Origin of the sequence: Profundibacter amoris (assembly GCF_003544895.1) — a bacterium.
Taxonomy (GTDB): Bacteria; Pseudomonadota; Alphaproteobacteria; order Rhodobacterales; family Rhodobacteraceae; genus Profundibacter; species Profundibacter amoris.
The window spans coordinates 2,596,840-2,617,007 of record NZ_CP032125.1 but is presented as its reverse complement, the minus strand read 5'-3'; the positions used below and the strand labels follow the sequence as shown (position 1 = coordinate 2,617,007).

The window sequence follows — 20,168 nt, the reverse complement described above, 5'->3', positions numbered from 1 at the left end:
CGTTCCTTAATGGGTTGCGTGAAAAATGCGGCCAAGGGCGGCGGGGGCATTCATGGCGCTTCGGGCTTTGCTGGAGGACATGATGACCAGCACAAGGATAGTGATCAGGTAAGGTGACATCGACAGGTATTGCACCGGAATGTTGACGCCCGCCGCTTGCAGGTTGAATTGCAACACGGTGACACCGCCAAACAGATAGGCCCCCAGCATCACGCGCCACGGTTTCCAGCTGGCAAACACCACAATGGCCAGCGCGATCCAGCCGGCACCGGCTGTCATGCCCTCGGTCCATTGGGGCACGCGGATCAGCGACAGATAGGCGCCGCCAAGCCCCGCGCAGGCCCCGCCGAACATGATGGCAAGGATGCGGATGCGCACCACCTTGTAGCCCAGCGCGTGGGCGGCATCGTGGTTTTCACCCACCGCCCGCAGGATCAGGCCAAGGCGCGTGTATTTCAGCACCGCCCACACGATGGCAATCAAAAGGATAGCGAAATAGACCATCAGGTCATGGCCAAACAGGATTGGCCCCAGCACCGGAATATCCGACAGCAAGGGGATGTCGATTTTCGGGGTCGGGGGCGGTTTGATCCCCGCATAGCTTTGGCCGATCAGCGCCGACAGGCCAAGGCCGAACAAGGTTAATGCAAGACCCGAGGCCACCTGATTGGCCAGCAGGATTTGCGTCAGAAACGCAAACAGCAGCGACAGGATCGCCCCCGCCACAGCGGCCGCGACAAAACCCAGCAGCGGGCTGCCGGTTTCCACCGCAATGGCAAAGCCGCAGATCGCACCGATGATCATCATGCCCTCGACGCCCAAATTCAGCACACCCGCCTTTTCCACCACCAGTTCGCCGATGGCGGCCAGCATGATCGGCGTTGCCGCCACCATAAGCGAGGCAACCAGCAGCACGGGGTTGATTGTTGACAGGTCCATTACGCGGTCTCCGTTCTGCTAAGGCGGATGCGGAAATTCGTTAGCATGTCGAATGCCAGCAGGAAAAACAGCAACATCCCCTGAAACGCCTGAATGGCCGGTTTGGGCAGGCTCAACATCAATTGCGCCAGATCGCCGCCGATATAGGTCAGCGCCATCAACAGGCCGGCCAGCAGAATACCGACCGGATGCAACCGGCCAAGGAAGGCCACGATAATGGCGGTAAATCCGTAGCCCTGATTGAAATCGGTGCTGATCTGGCCGGCGGGGCCGGTGACCTCGAACATACCGGCAAGGCCTGCCAATACACCGGAAATGCCAAAGCATAGCACCACCAGCCGGTTGGGGTTGACCCCGCCAAAACGGGCGGCGCGCGGCGATTGGCCGGCAAGGGTGATCTGGTAGCCCATGATGTGCCGCGTCATCATCACATAGGCGAAAATCACCGCGACAAAGGCAGCAACAACGCCCCAGTGCATACCGGTGCCGGTGATCAGTTCTGGGTTTGCGGCAATATCGTAATCCCTGAAATTGCGTGACCCCGGAAAGCCATGCCCTTCGGGATTGCGCAACAGGCCGAAGGACATTGCCGACATGATATGTTCGGCCACATAGACCAGCAGCAGCGACACCAGAATTTCATTGGTGTTGAATTTGGTGCGTAAAATGGCGGGAATCATCGCCCACAGCCAGCCACCAAAGGCCCCGGCAATCACCATCAGCGGAAAGATATACCACCCGCCCGCAGGGTAGAACGCCAGCCCCACAGCAGCACCGGTGATGGCGCCGATGATATACTGCCCCTCGGCGCCGATGTTCCAGATGCCGGCGCGAAAGCCGAAACTAAGCCCGATCGCAATCAGGATCAGCGGCCCTGCCTTGACCAGCAGTTGCGGACGGGAATAGGACGCAAATTGATCGGAAAACAGCGGATCCCAAAAGATGATCCTGATCGCTTCGACCGGATCCTTGCCAAGAATGGCAAACAGGATGCCACCCGCCACCATCGTTGCAATCACCGCCAGAACAGGCGTTGCGATTGTCCATGCCTTTGACGGCATAGGGCGTTTTTCCAGCCTAAGCATGCGCCACCTCCTGTTCTTCTTCCATTCCGCCCAGCATCAGGCCGATTTCCTCGACCGTCAGCCCCTTGGTGGGGCGCGGTCGGGTCAAGTGGCCTTCGTTCAGGGCGCAGAAATTATCGGACACTTCCATCAATTCATCCAGATCCTGGCTGATCACCACAACCGCCGCGCCCTTGCCCGCAAGGTCCATCAAGGCCTGCCGGATGGCGGCGGCGGCCGAGGCATCCACCCCCCATGTCGGCTGGTTCACAACCAGCACGCGCGGGTTTTGCAACACCTCGCGGCCGATCACGAATTTCTGCAGGTTGCCGCCGGACAAGGCCCGCGCGGCGGTGCGTGCCCCCGGGGTGCGCACGTCAAATTCGGCGATCACCTTTTTGGCGAATGTGCGGGTCTTGGCCCAGTTCACAAAGCCGTTGTTCACCAGATTTTCGCGGATCGCGGCGGTCAGCAGCGCGTTCTCGGTCAGGCTCATATCGGGGGCGGCGGCGTGGCCCAGCCGTTCCTCGGGTGCGGCCAGAATACCCAGCGCGCGCCGTGCGTTGGGTCCAAGATGGCCGATTGGTTGCCCGTCAAATCTTACAGTCTGCTCGGCGCTGGGCGTTTCGCCGGACAGCGCGGCCAGCAGTTCATCCTGCCCGTTGCCCGCAACCCCGCCGATGCCCAGAATTTCACCAGCCCGCACCTGCATGCCGACCGATTTCAAAGATGTGCCGAATTGCGTGGTGGCCGGAACGTACAGGTCTTTCACCTCCAGCACCACTTCGCCAAATTCACCCGCGTCCCGCAGCGGTTGGTGCAGCGCACTGCCCACCATCATTTCCGCCAGCTCCCGCGCCGATTTTTCGCGCGGGTTGCAGGTATCGACCACCACCCCGTGCCGCAAAATCGTGGCGCTGTCGCAGATGTCGCGGATTTCATCCAGCTTGTGGGAAATATACAGGATCGCCGTGCCTTCGGACGACAGTTTGCGCAGGGTCTGGAACAGCACGTCCACCTCTTGCGGGGTCAGAACGCTGGTCGGCTCGTCCATGATCAGCAGCTTGGGGTCTTGCAGCAAACAGCGGATAATCTCGACCCGCTGACGTTCGCCCGCCGACAGTTCCCCGACCAGACGATCCGGGTCCAGCGGCAATCCGTAATCATGGCTGACCTTGGTGATCCGCGCCGACAATTCGCCGTGTTTGGGCGGGTTTTCCATGCCCAGCGATATATTTTCGGCCACAGACAGCGCTTCGAACAGGGAAAAATGCTGGAACACCATCGCCACACCGGCGGCACGGGCGGCGCGGGGTTCGGGCGGGGAAAAACTGTCGCCCATCAGAGTCATTGCGCCCGCATCGGGGCGCACCAGCCCGTAGATCATTTTTACCAGCGTGGATTTGCCCGCGCCGTTTTCCCCCAGCAACGCGTGCACCTCGCCGGCGTCAATGCCAAAGGACACGTTATCATTGGCGACCACACCCGGATAGGCCTTGGTCAGCCCGTCAATCGTCAGCAATCTGTCGGTCATTCTTCCCCCGTTGTGCGCGCGATGTCCGTTCGGGATTCTCTTTGCGCACGGTCCTGCAATAACTTGTGTGCTATGCTGACTGCAATAGCCTGTGGTTCCTTGCCCAATGCAGGGTCGCCAATCGGGCAGGTGATGCGGGTGATTTCATCGGCTGTATGGCCCAGTTTTTCCAGCCGTGAATGGAATCGCACCCATTTGGTTTTCGACCCGATCAGACCGGCATAGGCAAAGCTGTGGTTCAGCAGGGCATGACAGATTTCCAGATCAATACCGTGGCTCATCGTCATGATGAAATGATGCGCGTCTTTGGGGGCGTGTTTCACCAGCGCGGCCATGTCCCTGGCCATCAAAGGGGTGACGCCAGGGGGCAGTTCCGCCGGCATCCGCGCGGCTTCGGTGTCGATCAGGGTGATGGCGAATTCCGGCAGCGGCGCCAGCACATTGGCCAGCGCGCGGCCAACATGGCCCGCACCGAATATCCAAACCGGTGTTGCCGCCTGCCACAGGGATTCCGCCAGCCAGCCATTGACCAGCGTCGGCGGGATCTGCGTGTTGCCTGCCGCGTCGATCTTGCGTTGCAGGGCAGGGGGCATACCGCCCTTCTCTCCGCCAATCGGGCGCACGAAAACATGTGCACCCTGATCCGGCAGGTTATCCGCTGTGAACCGCTCGAACACCAGCGCCACCGTGCCGCCACAGCATTGCCCCAGCGCCGGTCCCAGCGGCTCGGTCAACTGCATCGAGGTGCCACCATCCGCCAGCATCCCCCGCGCCCGTTTGGTGGCCTCGAACTCCAGAGCGCCACCGCCGATGGTGCCCGATTGCCCGCCGTCCCAGACCAGCATCGCCGTGCCCGCCCCGCGTGGTGCCGAGCCTTTGGTGCCGGTCACAATCACCCGCACCACCGTGCCATGCGCCCTTACCGCCTCTGCCAGTTCCTCCCTGCGAAAACTCATGCCGATCCTTTCATCCGGTTTACCGCCATCAGTATACGTTCCGGCGTGGCGGGGGCATCAAGCGCCGGATAGGTATCACCACAGGCGGCCACCGCATCCGACAGTGCTAAAAACGCCGAAATCCCCAGCACAAACGGCGGCTCGCCTACCGCTTTGGAGCGATAGATCGTATCCTCGCGGTTCTTCCCGTCCCACAGCGCCACGTTGAACACATCCGGCCGGTCCGAACAGGCGGGGATTTTATAGGTCGAAGGTGCGTGGGTCTTCAGATGGCCCTTGTCGTCCCAGACCAGTTCCTCCATCGTCAGCCATCCGGCGCCCTGCACATAGGCCCCTTCCACCTGTCCGATGTCCAGATCGGGGTTCAACGACGCGCCTGCGTCATGCAGAATATCGGTGCGCAGTATCCGGTTTTCACCGGTCAGCGTGTCGATCACCACTTCTGTTACCGCCGCACCATAGGCGAAATACAAAAACGGCCGCCCGCGTCCCTTCACGCGGTCCCAGCGGATTTTCGGCGTCTTGTAAAATCCGGTGGCCGACAGGCTGATCCGCCCCTCGTATGCCAGTTGTGCCGCGCGGGCAAAAGTGAACTGCCGCCGTCCGACATTCACCATGCCATCGGCAAATTCCACATCCGAAACCTTCTTGCCCTGTTGATCGGCCAGAAACGCGGCAATCCGCCCGCGCAATTCCTCGCAGGCCGCCTTCACCGCCATGCCGTTCAAATCGCTGCCGCTGGAGGCCGCCGTGGCCGAGGTATTGGGCACCTTCGCGGTGTCCGTGGCGGTGATCTTGACCGCTTCAAGCCCGACCCCGAACACCTGCGCCGCCACCTGCGCCACCTTCTGGAACAACCCTTGCCCCATTTCGGTGCCGCCGTGGTTCAGATGGATCGATCCGTCCTGATAGACATGCACCAGCGCGCCGGCCTGGTTCAGATGGGTCAGGGTAAAGCTGATCCCGAATTTCACCGGTGTGATGGCAATGCCCTTCTTCAGCACCGGATTTGCCGCGTTCCACTTTGCAATCGCTTCCCGTCGCGCATGATAACCGGAACTTTCCGCCAGTTTGTCCACTAGCCCATCCAGAATGAAATCCTCGACCGGCTGACCATAAGGCGTTTCCTGCGCCCCTTTCTTCTTTTCCGAAATATCCCCGCCGGAGGCATAAAAGTTCTTCTGGCGCACCATTAGCGGATCAAGCCCCAACTTCGCGGCAATATGGTCCATCACCCGCTCGATCCCGAAAATCCCCTGCGGACCGCCAAACCCGCGATAGGCCGTGGCCGATTGCGTGTTGGTGCGCAACCGGTGACTGGTGATGCGGATATCGGGCAGATGATAGGCGTTGTCGGCATGCAACATGGCACGGTCCGCCACCGGCAGGCTTAAATCCTGTGACCAGCCACAGCGGGCATATTGGGTGAATTCGATACCGCTGATCCGGCCCTCGTTGTCAAACCCCACCTGATAATCCACACGGAAATCATGGCGCTTGCCGGTGATGACCATATCGTCGTCGCGGTCATAACGCATCTTGCAGGGCCGTGCGAATTGCCGCGCCACCACGGCACAGGCCACCGCCAGCGCGTTGCCCTGACTTTCCTTGCCGCCGAACCCGCCGCCCATGCGGCGGGTCTCGACCCGCACCGCATTCATTGGCAGGCCCAGAGCGTGCGATACCTTGTGCTGGATTTCGGTCGGGTGCTGGGTGCTGGAATGCACCAGCATATCGCCGCCTTCCAGCGGGATCACCAATGCAGCCTGACCTTCCAGATAGAAATGCTCTTGGCCGCCCATGGTGATATTGCCCTGAAGGGTGTGTTTCGCCCCTTTCAGCGCCCCGCCCGCATCGCCCCTGCTCCAGACCACGGGGCCGTCCTCGAACCGGCTGTCGGCAAACAGCGCATCCTCGATGGTCAGGATGGCCGGTTTTTCGGCATATTCGATCCTGCCCAGCCGTGCGGCCTTGCGCGCCGCCAGATGGCTGGTCGCCACCACGATAAACACCGGCTGGCCGACATAATGCACCATGCCGTCCGCCAGCAAGGGTTCGTCATGGGCGGCGGGGGAGACATCGCAATCGGGTGGCAGATCATCCGCTGTCAGCACCGCAACCACACCGTCGGCTGTGCGCACCGCGTCCAGTTCCATCGCGGTGATGTCGCCATGGGCCACATTGGACAGGCCGAAGGCCAGATGCAGGCAATCGGCAGTGACGGGAATATCGTCGATATAACGGGCCGCCCCCGTCACATGCAGCGGGGCGGAATCATGGGGCAGGGATTTTCCAACGCTCATGGTTGCACCTCCAGCACATTGACGGGCGTGCCCTGATCCTCGAAATAACAACGCAGCAGCATGTTTCGCGCCGTTTCCAGCCGGTATTGCGCACTGGCGCGCATGTCGCTTAGCGGGGTGTAATCCTGCGCAAAAGCATCCCGTGCGGCGGTAACGGTTTCTTTGGCCCAGTCCTGCCCGATCAGTGCCTGTTCCACATGCGTGGCCCTCAGCGGTGTACCCGCCATGCCGCCAAAGGCGATACGGGCCGCCGTGACCTTGCCCCCTTCAACCGCGATATTGAAACAGCCGCAAACGGCGGAAATATCCTGATCAAAGCGCTTGGACAGCTTATAGCATTTCAGCCGGTCCACCTGACGCGGCACGCTGATCGCCTCGACAAATTCGCCCGCTTTGCGGTCCTGCTTGCCGTAGGCGATAAAGAACTCCTCAAGCGGCATCTCGCGCCGCTTGTCTCCGCAGCGCAGATGCAACGTGGCCCCCAGCGCGATCAACGCGGGCGGGCCATCGCCGATGGGCGAGCCATTGGCGATATTGCCGCCGATCGTCGCGGCATTGCGGATTTGTGTCGAGGCATAGCGCCGCAACATCGCTGCGAATGACGGATGATACTTTGCCATCACCTGTTCCAGCGCGGCGATTGTCGCACCCGCGCCGATGCGGATCATATCCTTACCGACCTCGATCTGCTTCATCTCGTCAATGCCGCCCAGAAAGGCGACTTTGGGCAGGTCCATCAAGCGTTTGGTTAGCCATAGCCCCACATCGGTCGCCCCGCCCACCAGCGTGGCCTCGGGGTTGGCCAGATACCAGTCTGCCAGTGCATCAACCGTGACCGGCGCGTAGGGCGGGGTTGACCCCGCCACCCCGTCCAGCGTGGCCAGATCCTCGGCCATCCAGTCGGGCACATCCATGCCCTCGACAGCCTCGGCCGCGCGGATGATCGGCGCATAGCCCGTGCAGCGGCACAGGTTGCCCGCCAGCACCTCGTCATGGTTTTTCGCGCCGTTCATATGCCCGACCGCCAGCGACACCACGATCCCCGGCGTGCAGAACCCGCATTGCGAGCCGTGTTGCTTTACCATCGCCTCCTGCACCGGATGCTTTGTACCGTCCGGCGCGCTGATCCCCTCGATGGTGCGCACCGCCTTGCCGTGCAACTGCCCGACCAGCAGGATACAGGCGTTCAGCGATTTCGCGCCATCGCCATCCGTCACCATCACGGTGCAAGCGCCGCAATCGCCCTCGTTGCAGCCCTCTTTGGTTCCTGTCAGATGTCTGGTTTCGCGCAGCCAGTCCAGCAATGTGTGCGTTGGCGGCACATTGGTCAGGCGTTGGGCTTCTCCGTTCAGAAGAAACACGATATCAGTCATAAAATTTCCGTGCCGCGTTCTTTCCCGTCAGGCCCTGTGCACCCCCGCCCGATGCGACGTAAAGCAGATGGGTGCGACCGTTTGACCAGAGTCAAACAGACCCGATGCGCCGCTGCAAAGCAATATTTTTGTTACCAATTATGCATTGTAATAGTATACATATGCTGCAACTTCTTGAAAATAATAGGAATTGCCATGTTTATTTCTGCGATTCATCACGTTCAACTTGCAATGCCCAAAGGCAGTGAAGATGCTGCGCGGGCGTTCTATGGCGGCCTGCTGGGGCTATCCGAAGCCCCTAAACCACCGATTCTGGCCGCGCGTGGTGGCGTCTGGTTTGAAAGCGGCGATGTGCGGGTGCATTTGGGGGTCGAGCAGGATTTCCTCCCCGCCCGCAAGGCCCATCCGGCATTTCAGGTGCAGGGTGTGACAGTCCTGTTGGCGCATCTGGAGGCTAGGGGCGTGGCCGTCACCCATCATGACAACCTGCCCGGGTTCATCCGTGGCTATGTGAATGATCCGTTCGGCAACCGGATTGAACTTTTAGAGCCTAAAGAATAGCCTATAGCTAAAGGAAACCGGTATGGGGCAAATCATCTGCATCACGGCATTCGGGTTGATAATCATCCTTGCAGGGTTGCATGTCACATATTCGAGCCGTTTTCGGCATGTGTCAAAAGCGTTGATATCCACGATCAACTCTGCGCCTTCTGCTGTCGGTGTCGCGACTGGCCTACCAGACATTGTCAGCGCGTTTGCCCAGCGGGCCGGTGTCAGGCAGGATATGCTGGCACGTTCTGTTTATCTGGTGCAACACGCCGAGATAAGAATGCGACGAGGGGGGGAGTGGCAACCGCTCAAAGCGCGGCAAAGCATATCAATTGCTCAAGCGGGGTTTGCATGGGAGGCACAGCAATTCGTTGGCCCCTTTACAAAGATACGCATTCTTGATGCCTATTCGAATGGGGAAGGGCAGTTGCAAGCCAGATTTCTTGGTTCTATTCCTTTGGCGAATGAAACGGGTCAGGAACTTAACCGAAGCGAACTGATGCGCTATCTTGCTGAATTGCCATGGGCACCAGATGCCATTCTGGGAAATTTGGCACTACAATGGACCGTACTAAATCCGGGTAAAGTTGAGGTAAGTTTGGAACACCCGGATGGCCGGGTTTCCGTCAATTTGCTCTTTGATTCCGCGGGCGACATAGTTGAAATGCAGGCCAAATACCGCCCGGTTCGGGAAAGCGATGGCACTGTGGTTTTGCGTGATTGGCGTGGGCTATTCAGTCGTTATGGCCAACTGGGTAATCGTCGTATTCCCCGAAAGGGCGAAGTGGGATATCTTTATGATGGGGTGTATGAAGCATATTGGCGCGGGGATATTTTAGATTATGTTCCGAATTATTAGGGAATGCGCTTGGATTTTCTGTTAATGCTGGTCTAGGTTCGCCCAATGTCTGACCCCCGATTCATCCATTTGCGTTTGCACAGCCAGTATTCCCTGCTGGAAGGCGCCGTGCATGTCAAAAAGCTGCCCGCGATGTGTGAAACGGCCAGGATGCCCGCCGTGGCGCTGACCGACACCAACAACATGTTTGCCGCGCTGGAATTTTCCGTCACCGCCAAAGACGCGGGCGTGCAGCCGATTGTCGGCTGTCAGATCGACGTGGCCTATGACCCCGCCCAACCCGGCGAAAAGCCCCGCAACCCCGCTGCCATCGTGCTGCTGTCCCAGAACGAGCGCGGTTATGAAAACCTGATGAAGCTGAACTCCTGCCTCTATCTGGACAAACACGGTGTCCTGCCGCAGGTCACGGTGGAGGAACTGGCGCAATATTCGGAGGGCCTGATTTGTCTGTCCGGCGGCCCCGAAGGCCCCGTCGGCAAACTGCTGCAATCAGCGCAAGAGCCAAAAGCACAGGCCCTGATGCAGCGGCTGGCCGGCATCTATCCCGACCGGCTCTATGTCGAACTGCAGCGCCACCCCGGCGAGGGTGGTCAATGCACCGAAGCCGAGCGCGCCACCGAGCGCGGCTTTGTCGAAATGGCCTATGCGATGGACCTGCCGCTGGTTGCCACCAACGATGTGTATTTCCCCAAACCCGATATGTTTGAAGCCCACGACGCCCTGCTGTGCATCGCCGATGGGGCCTATGTGGATCAGCAGGAACCACGCCGCCGCCTGACGCCACAGCATTATTTCAAGTCGCAAGAGGAAATGATCACCCTTTTCGCCGACCTGCCCGAAGCCGTTGCCAACACTGTCGAAATCGCCAAACGCTGTGCCTTTGCCACCTATCGCCGCGCGCCGATCCTGCCGAAATTCGCCGATGACGAGGTCGCCGAATTGCGCCGTCAGGCCGCCGAGGGGTTGAAAGGGCGACTAAAGGTCATTCCGCATGCAGCGTCGGTGGAAGAATACGAAAAACGGCTGGAATTCGAGCTGGATATCATCGAAGGCATGGGATTCCCCGGATATTTCCTGATCGTTGCTGATTTCATCAAATGGGCCAAGGACCACAATATTCCGGTCGGGCCGGGTCGTGGCTCGGGGGCGGGTAGCCTTGTGGCCTACGCGCTGACCATCACCGACCTTGATCCGCTGCGCTATAACCTGCTGTTCGAACGGTTCCTGAATCCCGAACGTGTGTCGATGCCCGACTTCGACATCGACTTTTGCATGGATCGCCGCGAAGAAGTGATCCGCTATGTGCAGGAAAAATACGGCCGTGACCGTGTGGGGCAGATCATCACTTTCGGCGCACTGCTATCCAAGGCCGCCGTGCGCGATATCGGTCGCGTTTTGCAGATGCCTTATGGGCAGGTGGATCGCCTGTCCAAACTGATTCCGGTCGAGGGCGTCAAGCCGATGTCGATCGAAAAGGCGCTGGCCGAAGAGCCCCGCCTGCGCGAAGAGGCCAAGTCCGAAGAAGTGATCGAACGCCTGCTGAATTACGGCCAGCAGGTCGAGGGGTTGCTTCGCAATGCCTCGACCCACGCGGCCGGCGTGGTGATCGGCGATCGGCCGATTGACGAGTTGGTGCCGCTGTATCAGGACCCGCGTTCCGACATGCCCGCGACCCAGTTCAACATGAAATGGGTGGAACAGGCCGGTCTGGTGAAATTCGACTTTCTGGGCCTGAAAACCCTGACCGTCATCCAGAACGCGCTGGATCTGCTGAAACTGCGCGGTGTGGACATCGACATCGGGCAGATCCCGCTGGATGATGAAAAGACCTATAAGCTCTATGCCAGCGCCAAAACGGTCGCCGTGTTTCAGGTGGAATCCAGCGGCATGATGGACGCGCTAAAGCGCATGAAACCCACCTGTATCGAGGACATCGTGGCGCTGGTGGCGCTGTATCGTCCTGGCCCGATGGAAAACATCCCGACCTATTGCGAGGTCAAGAACGGGTTGAAAGAACGCGAATCCGTTCATCCGCTGATCGATCATTTGCTGGAGGAAACGCAGGGCATTATCGTTTATCAGGAACAGGTGATGCAGATCGCTCAGGTGATGGCCGGCTACAGCCTTGGTGGTGCGGATTTGCTGCGTCGCGCGATGGGTAAAAAGATCGCCGAGGAGATGGCCAAGGAGCGCCCCAAATTCGAAAAAGGCGCGATGGAAAACGGGGTGGACAAGAAGAAGGCCAGCGAGGTGTTTGACCTGTTGGAAAAATTCGCCAACTACGGTTTCAACAAATCCCACGCGGCGGCTTATGCGGTGGTGTCATATCAAACCGGCTGGCTAAAGGCGAATTACCCGGTCGAATTCATGGCCGGCGTGATGAATTGCGACATCCACCTGACCGACAAACTGGGCATCTACAAAGAGGAAATTACCAAAGGGCTGGGGCTGGAAATTGTGCTGCCCTGCGTGAATACTTCGGATGCTACATTCAGCGTGGCCGATGGTAAGGTGGTCTATGGCCTTGGCGGGTTGAAAAACGTCGGGGTCGAGGCGATGCGCCTGATCGTCGAGGCACGCGGTGAAACTCCGTTTGTGTCGCTGTTCGATTTCGCCCGCCGCGTTGACATGAAACGCGTGGGCAAACGCCCGCTGGAAATGCTGGTCCGTGCCGGTGCCTTTGACGTGCTGGACCGCAACCGCGCGCGGGTGTTTGCCAGCCTAGAAGCGCTGGTGTCCTATTCCGCCGCGATCCATGAGCAGCGCAATTCAAATCAGGTGTCCCTATTTGGCGAAGCGGGGGATGATCTGCCCGAACCGCGCCTTGCCACTGTCGAGGACTGGTTGCCCAATGAACGGCTGGCCGAGGAACACAAGGCCGTCGGTTTTTACCTGTCCGGCCATCCGCTTGACGACTACATGGTGCCGTTGAAACGCAAAAACGTGATGACCCTGACCGAGGTCGAACGCAAAGCCGAACGCGGCGCTTGCGTGGTCAAGATGTGCGGCGCGGTGGCCAGCAAACAGGAACGCAAATCGGCGCGGGGCAACCGTTATGCCTTTGTGTCCTTGTCCGATCCGACGGGATTATACGAGGTCACGGTGTTTTCCGACACCCTGGAGGCCGCAGGTGATTTGCTGAACGCGGGCAGCAACGTGGTTCTAAGCGTCGAGGCGACGATGGAATCCGATCAGTTGAAACTGCTGGCACGCGGGGTGCAGGCGGTGGATGGTGTGGCTGCGGAAGCCGGATCAATGGGATTGCGCGTGTTTATCGACCGCGCCGAGGCAGTAAAATCCGTATCCTCGGTGTTGGAGCGGGCAGCCAAAGACGGCACATCGCGCAGCGGCGGTCCGGTGGTATTCTGCCTGATTGACGCATCCCTGCCAGGAGAGGTTGAGCTTTCCCTGGCAAAGGACTATCCGGTGAACCCGCAGATCAAAGGCGCTATCAAAAGCCTTGGCGGAGTCATCACGGTAGAGGAATGTTAGGATATGCGGGTTATCGGTTTTTCGGTTGCGTTGTTGGTGCTGGCGGGCTGTCTGGGCGGGCCGCAAACAGCTGCGATCGAAGATGCGAGTGTGGTCACAGACAATGCAGATAGTGGAACACCTGCAGATCCGGCGCCAGCATCCCAGGACGTTAAGGAAGCCTCTGAAAGTGATGTAAGCCTGACCGAAACGGTAGAACAGTCCGCACCACAAAAACCGCGTCGTGGGCTGTTAGGATTGTTTGCACGCAACAAGCCGGATGGCACCAAAGAATCCGTGCCAGAGGTTGAGCAAGAAGTGGCGGCAGGGGCCGAGCCTGAGGAATTGTCTGTTCCGAAAGACGCTTCTTCATCCGGGGATGCCGTGGTAGCCGACCCTGATATCGAGGCATCCGATACGCCGCGCAAGCCCCGTCGGGGTTTGTTTGGCCCGCGTCGCAGCGACCGGCCGGATTCGGCGATCGCCCCGGGAACGGTGCTGCCCTTTGGCGAAATCGGGGTGGTTTGCGGGCTGCGGGGGCAGGCGATGGGCAAAGAGGTGGACCGGTTTCCGGCAAAAGGCAAAGGCTATCGGTTGTATGACAGCAACCCGTCCAGCACCCTGCCACGCACCCATTATCTGACCGGTTTCAAAGATGGCTGCGCGCGCCAGTTCACAGCTTCGCTGGTGTTGATCGGCTCGCCGGTGCTGCACGAACAGATGCGCTATGATCCCAGCAATAAGGATATTGCGGTGACCGAGGCCGACAAGGCCTATGAGCGGATCAAGCGGCGGATCTGCAAGGTTTCCAAAGGCGAGCCTTGCCCGGAAAAACATGTTGCCGCTTTGGAAAAAGGCATGGCTTTTGTGACGCTTTACGAGCGGTTCGGGAGCAACGCATCCTGGGAAGAGGTATTGCTGCACAACGGGCAAATTGCAGGCACGTCATTGCGCAGACGTTAACCCGTAAGTCAGGGGCGCCTACCAGTGCGGTGGCTTTTGATCGGATAGCACAACAGAGCCGCCATTGTCGGCCTCGCGTCCGGCCTCGCGCTCCATCAACATTGACATGCGGCGAGACAAGGTTGCTATTTCACCTTCCTGTCGGGCAACAATATCCGACAGGTCATCAACCGCCCGTGTCAAATGGGCAATTTTTTCTTCCAGATTTTTGATCGGATCATTTTGCATGCCGTTTGTTACAACCGCAAAAGACCGGGAACAAGCACCGTTTTATCATACAAACCCGTAGAAACATCATGAGGCCAGAGTAATGCCCTCCTGGGAAGATGTGAAATCAGGCTTGGAGGGAACAGTATTTGAATTCCCGGTGTTGAAACAGGAAACCGTGCCGAACAATCCGTCAGCTTCCTGGCTAAGGCTAACTGTCGAGGCGGTGGTTTCCTCGAACATGGCGACATTCTGTTGTGTGACTTCGTCCAACTGGATGATGGCGGTATTGATTTCAGACAGTTCGGCCGCCTGTTCACTGGCCGATGTGGACACGTTTTCAACATGGCTGGCAATGCTCTCGACCGATTGGGCAATCGTTTTGAGTGAATCACCGGCCTGATTAACAAGCGCGACACCGCGATTTACCTCGTTGGCACTGTTCGAGATCAAATCGCTAATTTCGCGGGCAGCCTCTGAAGATCTCTGTGCAAGGCCGCGCACTTCGGAGGCAACAACAGCAAACCCGCGGCCTGCCTCTCCGGCCCGGGCGGCTTCGACGCCTGCGTTCAGGGCCAACAGGTTGGTCTGGAAGGCGATATCATCAATGACGCCAATGATTTTGGATATTTTTGAAGACGAATCCTCGATCGCGCCCATCGCATTGATCGCTTCGGTCACCACATCTCCGCTTTCGTCCGCCTGCCTTTTGGCCTCGGAAACCACTTCGTTGGCTTCTTGCGCCCCTTTGGCGACTGTTTTCACAGACGCGGTCAACTGGTTCAGGGACGTCGAGGTCTGCCCCAGTGTAATGGCCTGGGTTTCCGTCCGGTTCGACAATTGCTGCGATGCTTGTGAAATTTGCGAAGTTTCACTGGTGATGCGACCGGCACTTTCCGCGACATTGTCGATGGCACCCGAGAGTATGGTCAATGCCTCATTCATACTGGTTTGCAATTGAGCAAATGCCCCTTCAAAATCACCCGACATCCTTTCGCCCAGATTGCTTTCGGCCAGACACCCGATCACGCGGTTTACTTCACCAATCCCGCTATCGATTGTGCCGATCAGCGTATTGACGGATCTGGCAATATTTAACAGATCGGCATCACTATATTCGGTTTCAATTCTTTTGGTGAAATCCCCCATGGCCGCCGCTTCGACAACCACGCGCATTTCCGCTTGGAAATTATCGGCTTCGGCACGATGCTCCTCAGCCGTAATGGCTGACAGCCGTTGTTTTTCCGCCATTTCTTTCTGTTCTTCAAGCAACCGGCTTTGTTCCTCGGCCATGTTTTGTTGTTGCTCCAGCAGCTTCGCCTGCTCATCTGCCATTTGCTGGTTGCGGATAAGATTGTCCCGAAAAACTGTTGCAACCCGTGCTATTTTCCCGATTTCGGTATCTGCTTCCAGATCTTCAAAATTCACATGGGTATTGCCCTTGGACAGTTCTTCCAAAGCATTTGAAATCTTTTCGGCTGGCTCAACGATCCCATTGGTCAAAGCGAAATACAGGCCCACAGAAAGTGTGATTGCGCAAAAACCGATAAGTACGCTTATGAAAATATTCACTTTTTTCACCCACCCAAGATCTTTCGATACAATCCGGCTGGCTTGTGCAGTTTCTTCGGCGATGGCTTTGACCATCTGGTTCATGCCATTCAATGCGGGGCTGTCATCGACCTTGATACGGCTATCCAGTTCGGCAATGCTTGCCCCTTGGCCCAGCAGGTTCCGGGCAACCTTCAGCCCGTTCTCGTATTTAGAGATTACATTCCCGATGTCGGTAATCGCGGCTTCTTCCGCAGGATTTACGCCTAGCTCGCGATAGGCGGCCAAGGCCGTTCTGGCATCACTGATTGCTGTTTTCACCCGCTCGACACGGGGGGCGTCATGGCGCAGAACATAGTTCTTGAACTGGTGGATCATACCGTTAAACCCGAGCGCCCGCCGCAATTCCCCCAGATAATAGCTTTTGCTAAGCTGCGGGGTTTGATCCGGGCCGCTTAAATGGGTAAACAGGTATTCCAGCCCCTCAACAGCCGGTTTGTCATCAATTATCAACGCGGCATCAATTTCTTCGGTGGTATGGCCCTGTTCTATCAGCCCTGCGAGCCTGTCTGTATTCGCCACATACTCCTTTATAACGGAATTGATTTGTTCAATCGCAATGCGGGATTCTGCAGTATCCAGTAGCAAATCAAGGCGCTGCAACCCGTCCAGGGCTATCGCTGCGTGCCGTTTCACCTTTTCGGCACGGGCCGGATCCTGCCGTATGACCATATTCTTGAACTGGTGGATCATACCGCCATATCCCATTGACCCGACAACCGAAGTAAGGGCCGTAGCACGCGGAGCGTTGGATTGTTTATATTCCTGCCACGAGGTTTCCGTGTCCCCCACAAACCGCATCGAGATCACCCCGATGATCGCGAAAACGATTGTCGCGATGATCATCAGGCCAACAATGGCCCTTGTCAGTGTGCGGATAGAGAAATTGTTAAGCGATAGAGACATCATATTATTGGCCCGGTTGTGATCATGTTCCCTTCGCAATAACCCCAAACCCTTAATAAACTCTGGCAATCCGGCAGTTACATAGAATTGGATCAATTTTTTGCGCGCCTTGCCCTTGCGCGCCCCTTTGGATAAAGCCATCGGGCAAGACAAACCAAAGGGACAGCCCATGGCCAAAGTGAAAAAACAGCCCCGCCCAAAGGCGCTTCCGCCCAAAGGCTTTCGCGACTATTTCGGCGAAGACGTGGCCGAACGCAAAGAGATGCTCGACCGGATCGCGGCTGTTTACCATCGCTACGGCTTCGAGGCGCTGGAGAGTTCGGCGGTGGAAACCGTCGAGGCGCTGGGCAAGTTCCTGCCCGATGTGGACCGCCCCAACGAGGGTGTGTTCGCCTGGCAGGAGGACGAAAAGGACTGGCTGGCGCTGCGCTATGATCTGACCGCCCCGCTGGCGCGGGTCTATGCGCAGTATCGCAATGATCTGCCGACACCTTATCGGCGCTTTGCCATGGGGCCTGTCTGGCGCAATGAAAAGCCGGGGCCTGGGCGGTTTCGCCAGTTTTATCAATGCGATGCGGATACGGTGGGGTCGGCCAGCATGGCCGCGGACGCCGAGATTTGCGCGATGCTGGCTGACACCCTGGAAACCGTGGGAATTCCGCGTGGCGACTACATCATCCGGGTGAACAACCGCAAGGTTCTGAACGGGGTGCTCGAGGTGATGGGGCTGGAAGAAGGCCCTGCGCGTGACGACGTTCTGCGCACCATCGACAAGTTCGACAAGGTGGGCGAAGCGGGCGTGCGCGAATTGCTGGGCAAGGGACGGCTGGATGCCTCGGGCGCCTATATCGACGGGGTGGGCCTGTCGGTGGATCAGGCCGAGCCGGTGATTGCGTTTCTGACCTCGAAAGCGGCCGATACGGCGGGCACTCTGGCCAACCTGCGCGCTGCTGTGGGGGATAGTGTTACCGGCAAAGAAGGCATCGCGGAACTGGAGCAGATCGCCGATCTGCTGGCAGCGCAGGGCTATGGCCCTGACCGGATCGAGATCGACCCCTCGGTGGTGCGTGGCCTTGGCTATTATACCGGTCCGGTTTACGAGGCCGAACTGACCTTTGAAATCACCGATGAAAAGGGGCGCAAGCAACAATTCGGCTCGGTTGCTGGCGGCGGGCGCTATGATGATCTGGTCAAACGCTTTACCGGTCAGGCCGTGCCCGCAACCGGCATCTCCATCGGTGTTGACCGCCTGCTGGCGGCCCTGCGTGCCAAGGGGCGGACGGCGGGCAAATCGCTTGGCCCTGTGGTTGTGACCGTGATGGACCGCGACCGGATGGCGGATTATCAGGCAATGGTGGCCGAACTGCGCAATGCCGGTATCCGTGCCGAGGTCTATCTGGGAAACCCGAAAAATTTCGGCAATCAGTTGAAATACGCGGACAAGCGCAATTCCCCCGTTGCCGTGATCGAGGGCGGGGATGAAAAGGAACGCGGCGTGGTGCAGATCAAGGATTTGGTTCTGGGCGCGAAAATCGCCGAAAACGCCACGTTGGAGGAATGGAAATCGCTGCCCTCGCAATACGAGGTACCGCGCGGCGATCTGCTGGCCAAAGTGCGCGAGATCATCGCCTTGCACGAGGGCGGGTAGATGACACCCAAGGCAAAAGCACGCACACAGGCGGCGCGGATTCTAGAGTTTTTTGAAGCACAGGGCGCACGGCGGGTGGAAACCGACATTCTGCAACCGGCCCGTGTTCTGCTGGACCTTTACGGCGAGGATATTCGCGCCCGCGCCTATGTGACCTCGGACGCGCTGCGCGGGGAACAGATGCTGCGCCCCGATTTCACCGTGCCGGTGGTGCAGATGCACATGGAACACGGCGCCGAGCCGGCCCGCTATACCTATGCAGGCGAGGTTTTCCGGCGGCAAGAGGAGGATATTTCCCGCCCCAGCGAATTCATGCAGGTGGGCTACGAAGTGTTCGAGCGCGAAAAGCCCGCCGCCGCCGATGCCGAGGTTTTCGCCCTGTTTCAGCAAGTCCTTGCCCCGCTTGGCCTGCGGGCGGCAACGGGGGATATGGGTATCCTGATGGCTGCCGTGCGCGGGCTGTCGACGACCGAACGGCGCAAGGCTGCATTGCTGCGCCATATCTGGCGGCCCAGACGGTTTCGCGCGCTGCTGGATCGCTATACCGGCAAGGCAAAACCGCCCGCAACACGGGTGGCCTTGTTGCAGGCGGAGGACGCACTGGAAGGGGCGGGGCCGTTTATCGGTTTGCGCTCAAAATCCGAGATTACGGCGCGGATTGACGCCTTGCGCGAAGATGCCGCCACCCCGCCGATTTCCGAGGCCGAGGCGGGCATACTGGACGATATCCTGAGCCTGCGGGAAAAATCCCACAATGTGCTGGAACGGCTGCGGGATATTTCGGTCGATCTGCCCGCCATTGCCGGTGCGGTGGATATGATGGACGCCCGCCTGACCGCGCTGGATGCGCGCGGGGTCGATGTGCAGGCCCTTGATTTCGAAGGCTCATACGGGCGCACCACGCTGGAATATTACGACGGGTTTGTGTTCGGATTTTACGCCGAAGCGCGCCCCGACCTGCCGGCGGTGGCCAGCGGCGGGCGCTACGATGCGCTGACCAGCGTGCTGGGGCAGGGGCGCAGTATTCCGGCTGTAGGCGGGGTGATCCGCCCGGAACTGGTGCTGGAACTGGGGGGCGCGCTATGACTGTGAAACTGGGCGTGCCCTCGAAAGGGCGCTTGATGGAGAAAACCTTTGACTGGTTCGGCAAACGCGGCGTGGGCCTGCGCCGCACCGGATCGGACCGCGAATATGCGGCGGCCGTGGACGGGGTAACGGGTGTGGAACTGGTGCTATTGTCTGCCGGCGAAATCCCGCGTGAACTGGCGGCAGGACGGATCCATCTGGGGGTCACCGGCTCGGACCTTGTGCGCGAGAAACTGGCGGCCTGGGATACGCAGGTTGAAGAAGTGCAACTGATGGGATTCGGCCACGCCGATCTGATCATCGCGGTGCCCAACTGCTGGGTAGATGTGGATACGCTGGACGATCTGGATGCTGCCGCAGCAGCGTTTCGCGCCACGCACGGGTTCCGGATGCGGATTGCCACGAAATACCACCGGCTGGTGCGGGAATTCCTGCGCGATCAGGGGGTGGCGGATTATCAACTGGTCGATAGTCAGGGCGCAACCGAAGGCACGGTGAAAAACGAAACCGCCGAGGCGGTGGCGGATATTACATCCTCGGGGGAAACCCTGCGGGCCAACCATCTGAAAATTCTGACCGATGGTCTGGTACATAAATCGCAAGCGACATTGTTTCGCTCGCGCAAGGCGGCATTGTCGGATACGGACAGGGATACGTTAACGGAATTTCTGGGAAAACTGACCTGAGAAAGGGATGGGC

General features: G+C 58.8%; 15 protein-coding genes. 7 read left to right on the top strand and 8 right to left on the bottom strand.

The genetic code is table 11. The features are described 5' to 3' along the window. Positions 1-6 precede the first annotated feature (6 nt). From BAR1_RS12990 to xdhA, 6 genes are read right to left on the bottom strand one after another with little or no spacing between them, the layout of a single operon-like run. Positions 7-939 carry an ABC transporter permease gene (locus BAR1_RS12990; protein WP_118943410.1) on the bottom strand — a complete coding sequence of 311 codons (933 nt, stop codon included), beginning with the start codon at positions 937-939 and terminating at the stop codon, positions 7-9. Next, entirely contained in the window at positions 939-2,024 is a 1,086-nt protein-coding gene (locus BAR1_RS12985) for an ABC transporter permease (protein WP_118943409.1), read from the bottom strand. Before BAR1_RS12985 ends, BAR1_RS12990 begins: the two co-directional genes overlap by 1 nt. Continuing rightward, the gene (locus tag BAR1_RS12980; RefSeq protein ID WP_118943408.1) at positions 2,017-3,537 is read right to left on the bottom strand and encodes an ABC transporter ATP-binding protein; all 1,521 of its coding nucleotides are present in this window, start codon (positions 3,535-3,537) and stop codon (positions 2,017-2,019) included. Before BAR1_RS12980 ends, BAR1_RS12985 begins: the two co-directional genes overlap by 8 nt. After that, positions 3,534-4,493 (bottom strand): xanthine dehydrogenase accessory protein XdhC, encoded by a 960-nt coding sequence (xdhC, locus tag BAR1_RS12975; protein WP_118943407.1) that lies wholly within the window; start codon positions 4,491-4,493, stop codon positions 3,534-3,536. Before xdhC ends, BAR1_RS12980 begins: the two co-directional genes overlap by 4 nt. Next, on the bottom strand, positions 4,490-6,796 hold the full coding sequence (xdhB, locus tag BAR1_RS12970; protein ID WP_118943406.1) for a xanthine dehydrogenase molybdopterin binding subunit: 2,307 nt from the start codon (positions 6,794-6,796) through the stop codon (positions 4,490-4,492). Before xdhB ends, xdhC begins: the two co-directional genes overlap by 4 nt. Next, positions 6,793-8,169, bottom strand: coding sequence for a xanthine dehydrogenase small subunit (xdhA, locus tag BAR1_RS12965; protein ID WP_118943405.1), 1,377 nt, complete (start codon positions 8,167-8,169; stop codon positions 6,793-6,795). Before xdhA ends, xdhB begins: the two co-directional genes overlap by 4 nt. A gap of 195 nt (positions 8,170-8,364) precedes the next feature. On the opposite strand from xdhA, the gene BAR1_RS12960 reads away from it, so the two are divergent. Genes BAR1_RS12960 through BAR1_RS12945 form a run of 4 tightly spaced genes read left to right on the top strand, consistent with a single transcriptional unit; the run spans position 8,365 to position 14,011 of the window. Further along, positions 8,365-8,730, top strand: a complete 366-nt coding sequence (locus BAR1_RS12960) for a VOC family protein (RefSeq protein WP_118943404.1) — start codon at positions 8,365-8,367, stop codon at positions 8,728-8,730. Between the two features lie 22 nt (positions 8,731-8,752). Continuing rightward, positions 8,753-9,577 carry a DUF6544 family protein gene (locus BAR1_RS12955; protein WP_118943403.1) on the top strand — a complete coding sequence of 275 codons (825 nt, stop codon included), beginning with the start codon at positions 8,753-8,755 and terminating at the stop codon, positions 9,575-9,577. Positions 9,578-9,622: 45 nt separating this feature from the next. Then, positions 9,623-13,069: a DNA polymerase III subunit alpha gene (gene dnaE, locus BAR1_RS12950; protein WP_118943402.1), complete on the top strand. Its 3,447-nt coding sequence runs from the start codon at positions 9,623-9,625 to the stop codon at positions 13,067-13,069. Positions 13,070-13,072: 3 nt separating this feature from the next. Further along, a complete protein-coding gene (locus BAR1_RS12945; protein ID WP_118943401.1) occupies positions 13,073-14,011 on the top strand; it encodes a hypothetical protein in 939 nt (312 codons plus the stop codon). Between the two features lie 18 nt (positions 14,012-14,029). Here the strand turns inward: BAR1_RS12945 and BAR1_RS12940 are convergent, their stop codons facing one another. Then, positions 14,030-14,239, bottom strand: coding sequence for a SlyX family protein (locus BAR1_RS12940; protein ID WP_118943400.1), 210 nt, complete (start codon positions 14,237-14,239; stop codon positions 14,030-14,032). A gap of 66 nt (positions 14,240-14,305) precedes the next feature. Then, positions 14,306-16,738 carry a methyl-accepting chemotaxis protein gene (locus BAR1_RS12935; protein ID WP_162891784.1) on the bottom strand — a complete coding sequence of 811 codons (2,433 nt, stop codon included), beginning with the start codon at positions 16,736-16,738 and terminating at the stop codon, positions 14,306-14,308. A 166-nt stretch (positions 16,739-16,904) separates the two neighbouring features. Between BAR1_RS12935 and hisS the strand changes: the two genes are divergently transcribed. The 3 genes from hisS to hisG are packed head-to-tail and all read left to right on the top strand — an operon-like array spanning position 16,905 to position 20,155. After that, positions 16,905-18,383 (top strand): histidine--tRNA ligase, encoded by a 1,479-nt coding sequence (gene hisS, locus BAR1_RS12930; protein ID WP_118943398.1) that lies wholly within the window; start codon positions 16,905-16,907, stop codon positions 18,381-18,383. Beyond that, on the top strand, positions 18,384-19,469 hold the full coding sequence (locus tag BAR1_RS12925; RefSeq protein WP_118943397.1) for an ATP phosphoribosyltransferase regulatory subunit: 1,086 nt from the start codon (positions 18,384-18,386) through the stop codon (positions 19,467-19,469). It abuts the gene before it with no gap. Beyond that, entirely contained in the window at positions 19,466-20,155 is a 690-nt protein-coding gene (hisG, locus tag BAR1_RS12920; RefSeq protein ID WP_118943396.1) for an ATP phosphoribosyltransferase, read from the top strand. The genes BAR1_RS12925 and hisG overlap by 4 nt, the downstream gene beginning before the upstream one ends. Positions 20,156-20,168 lie beyond the last annotated feature (13 nt).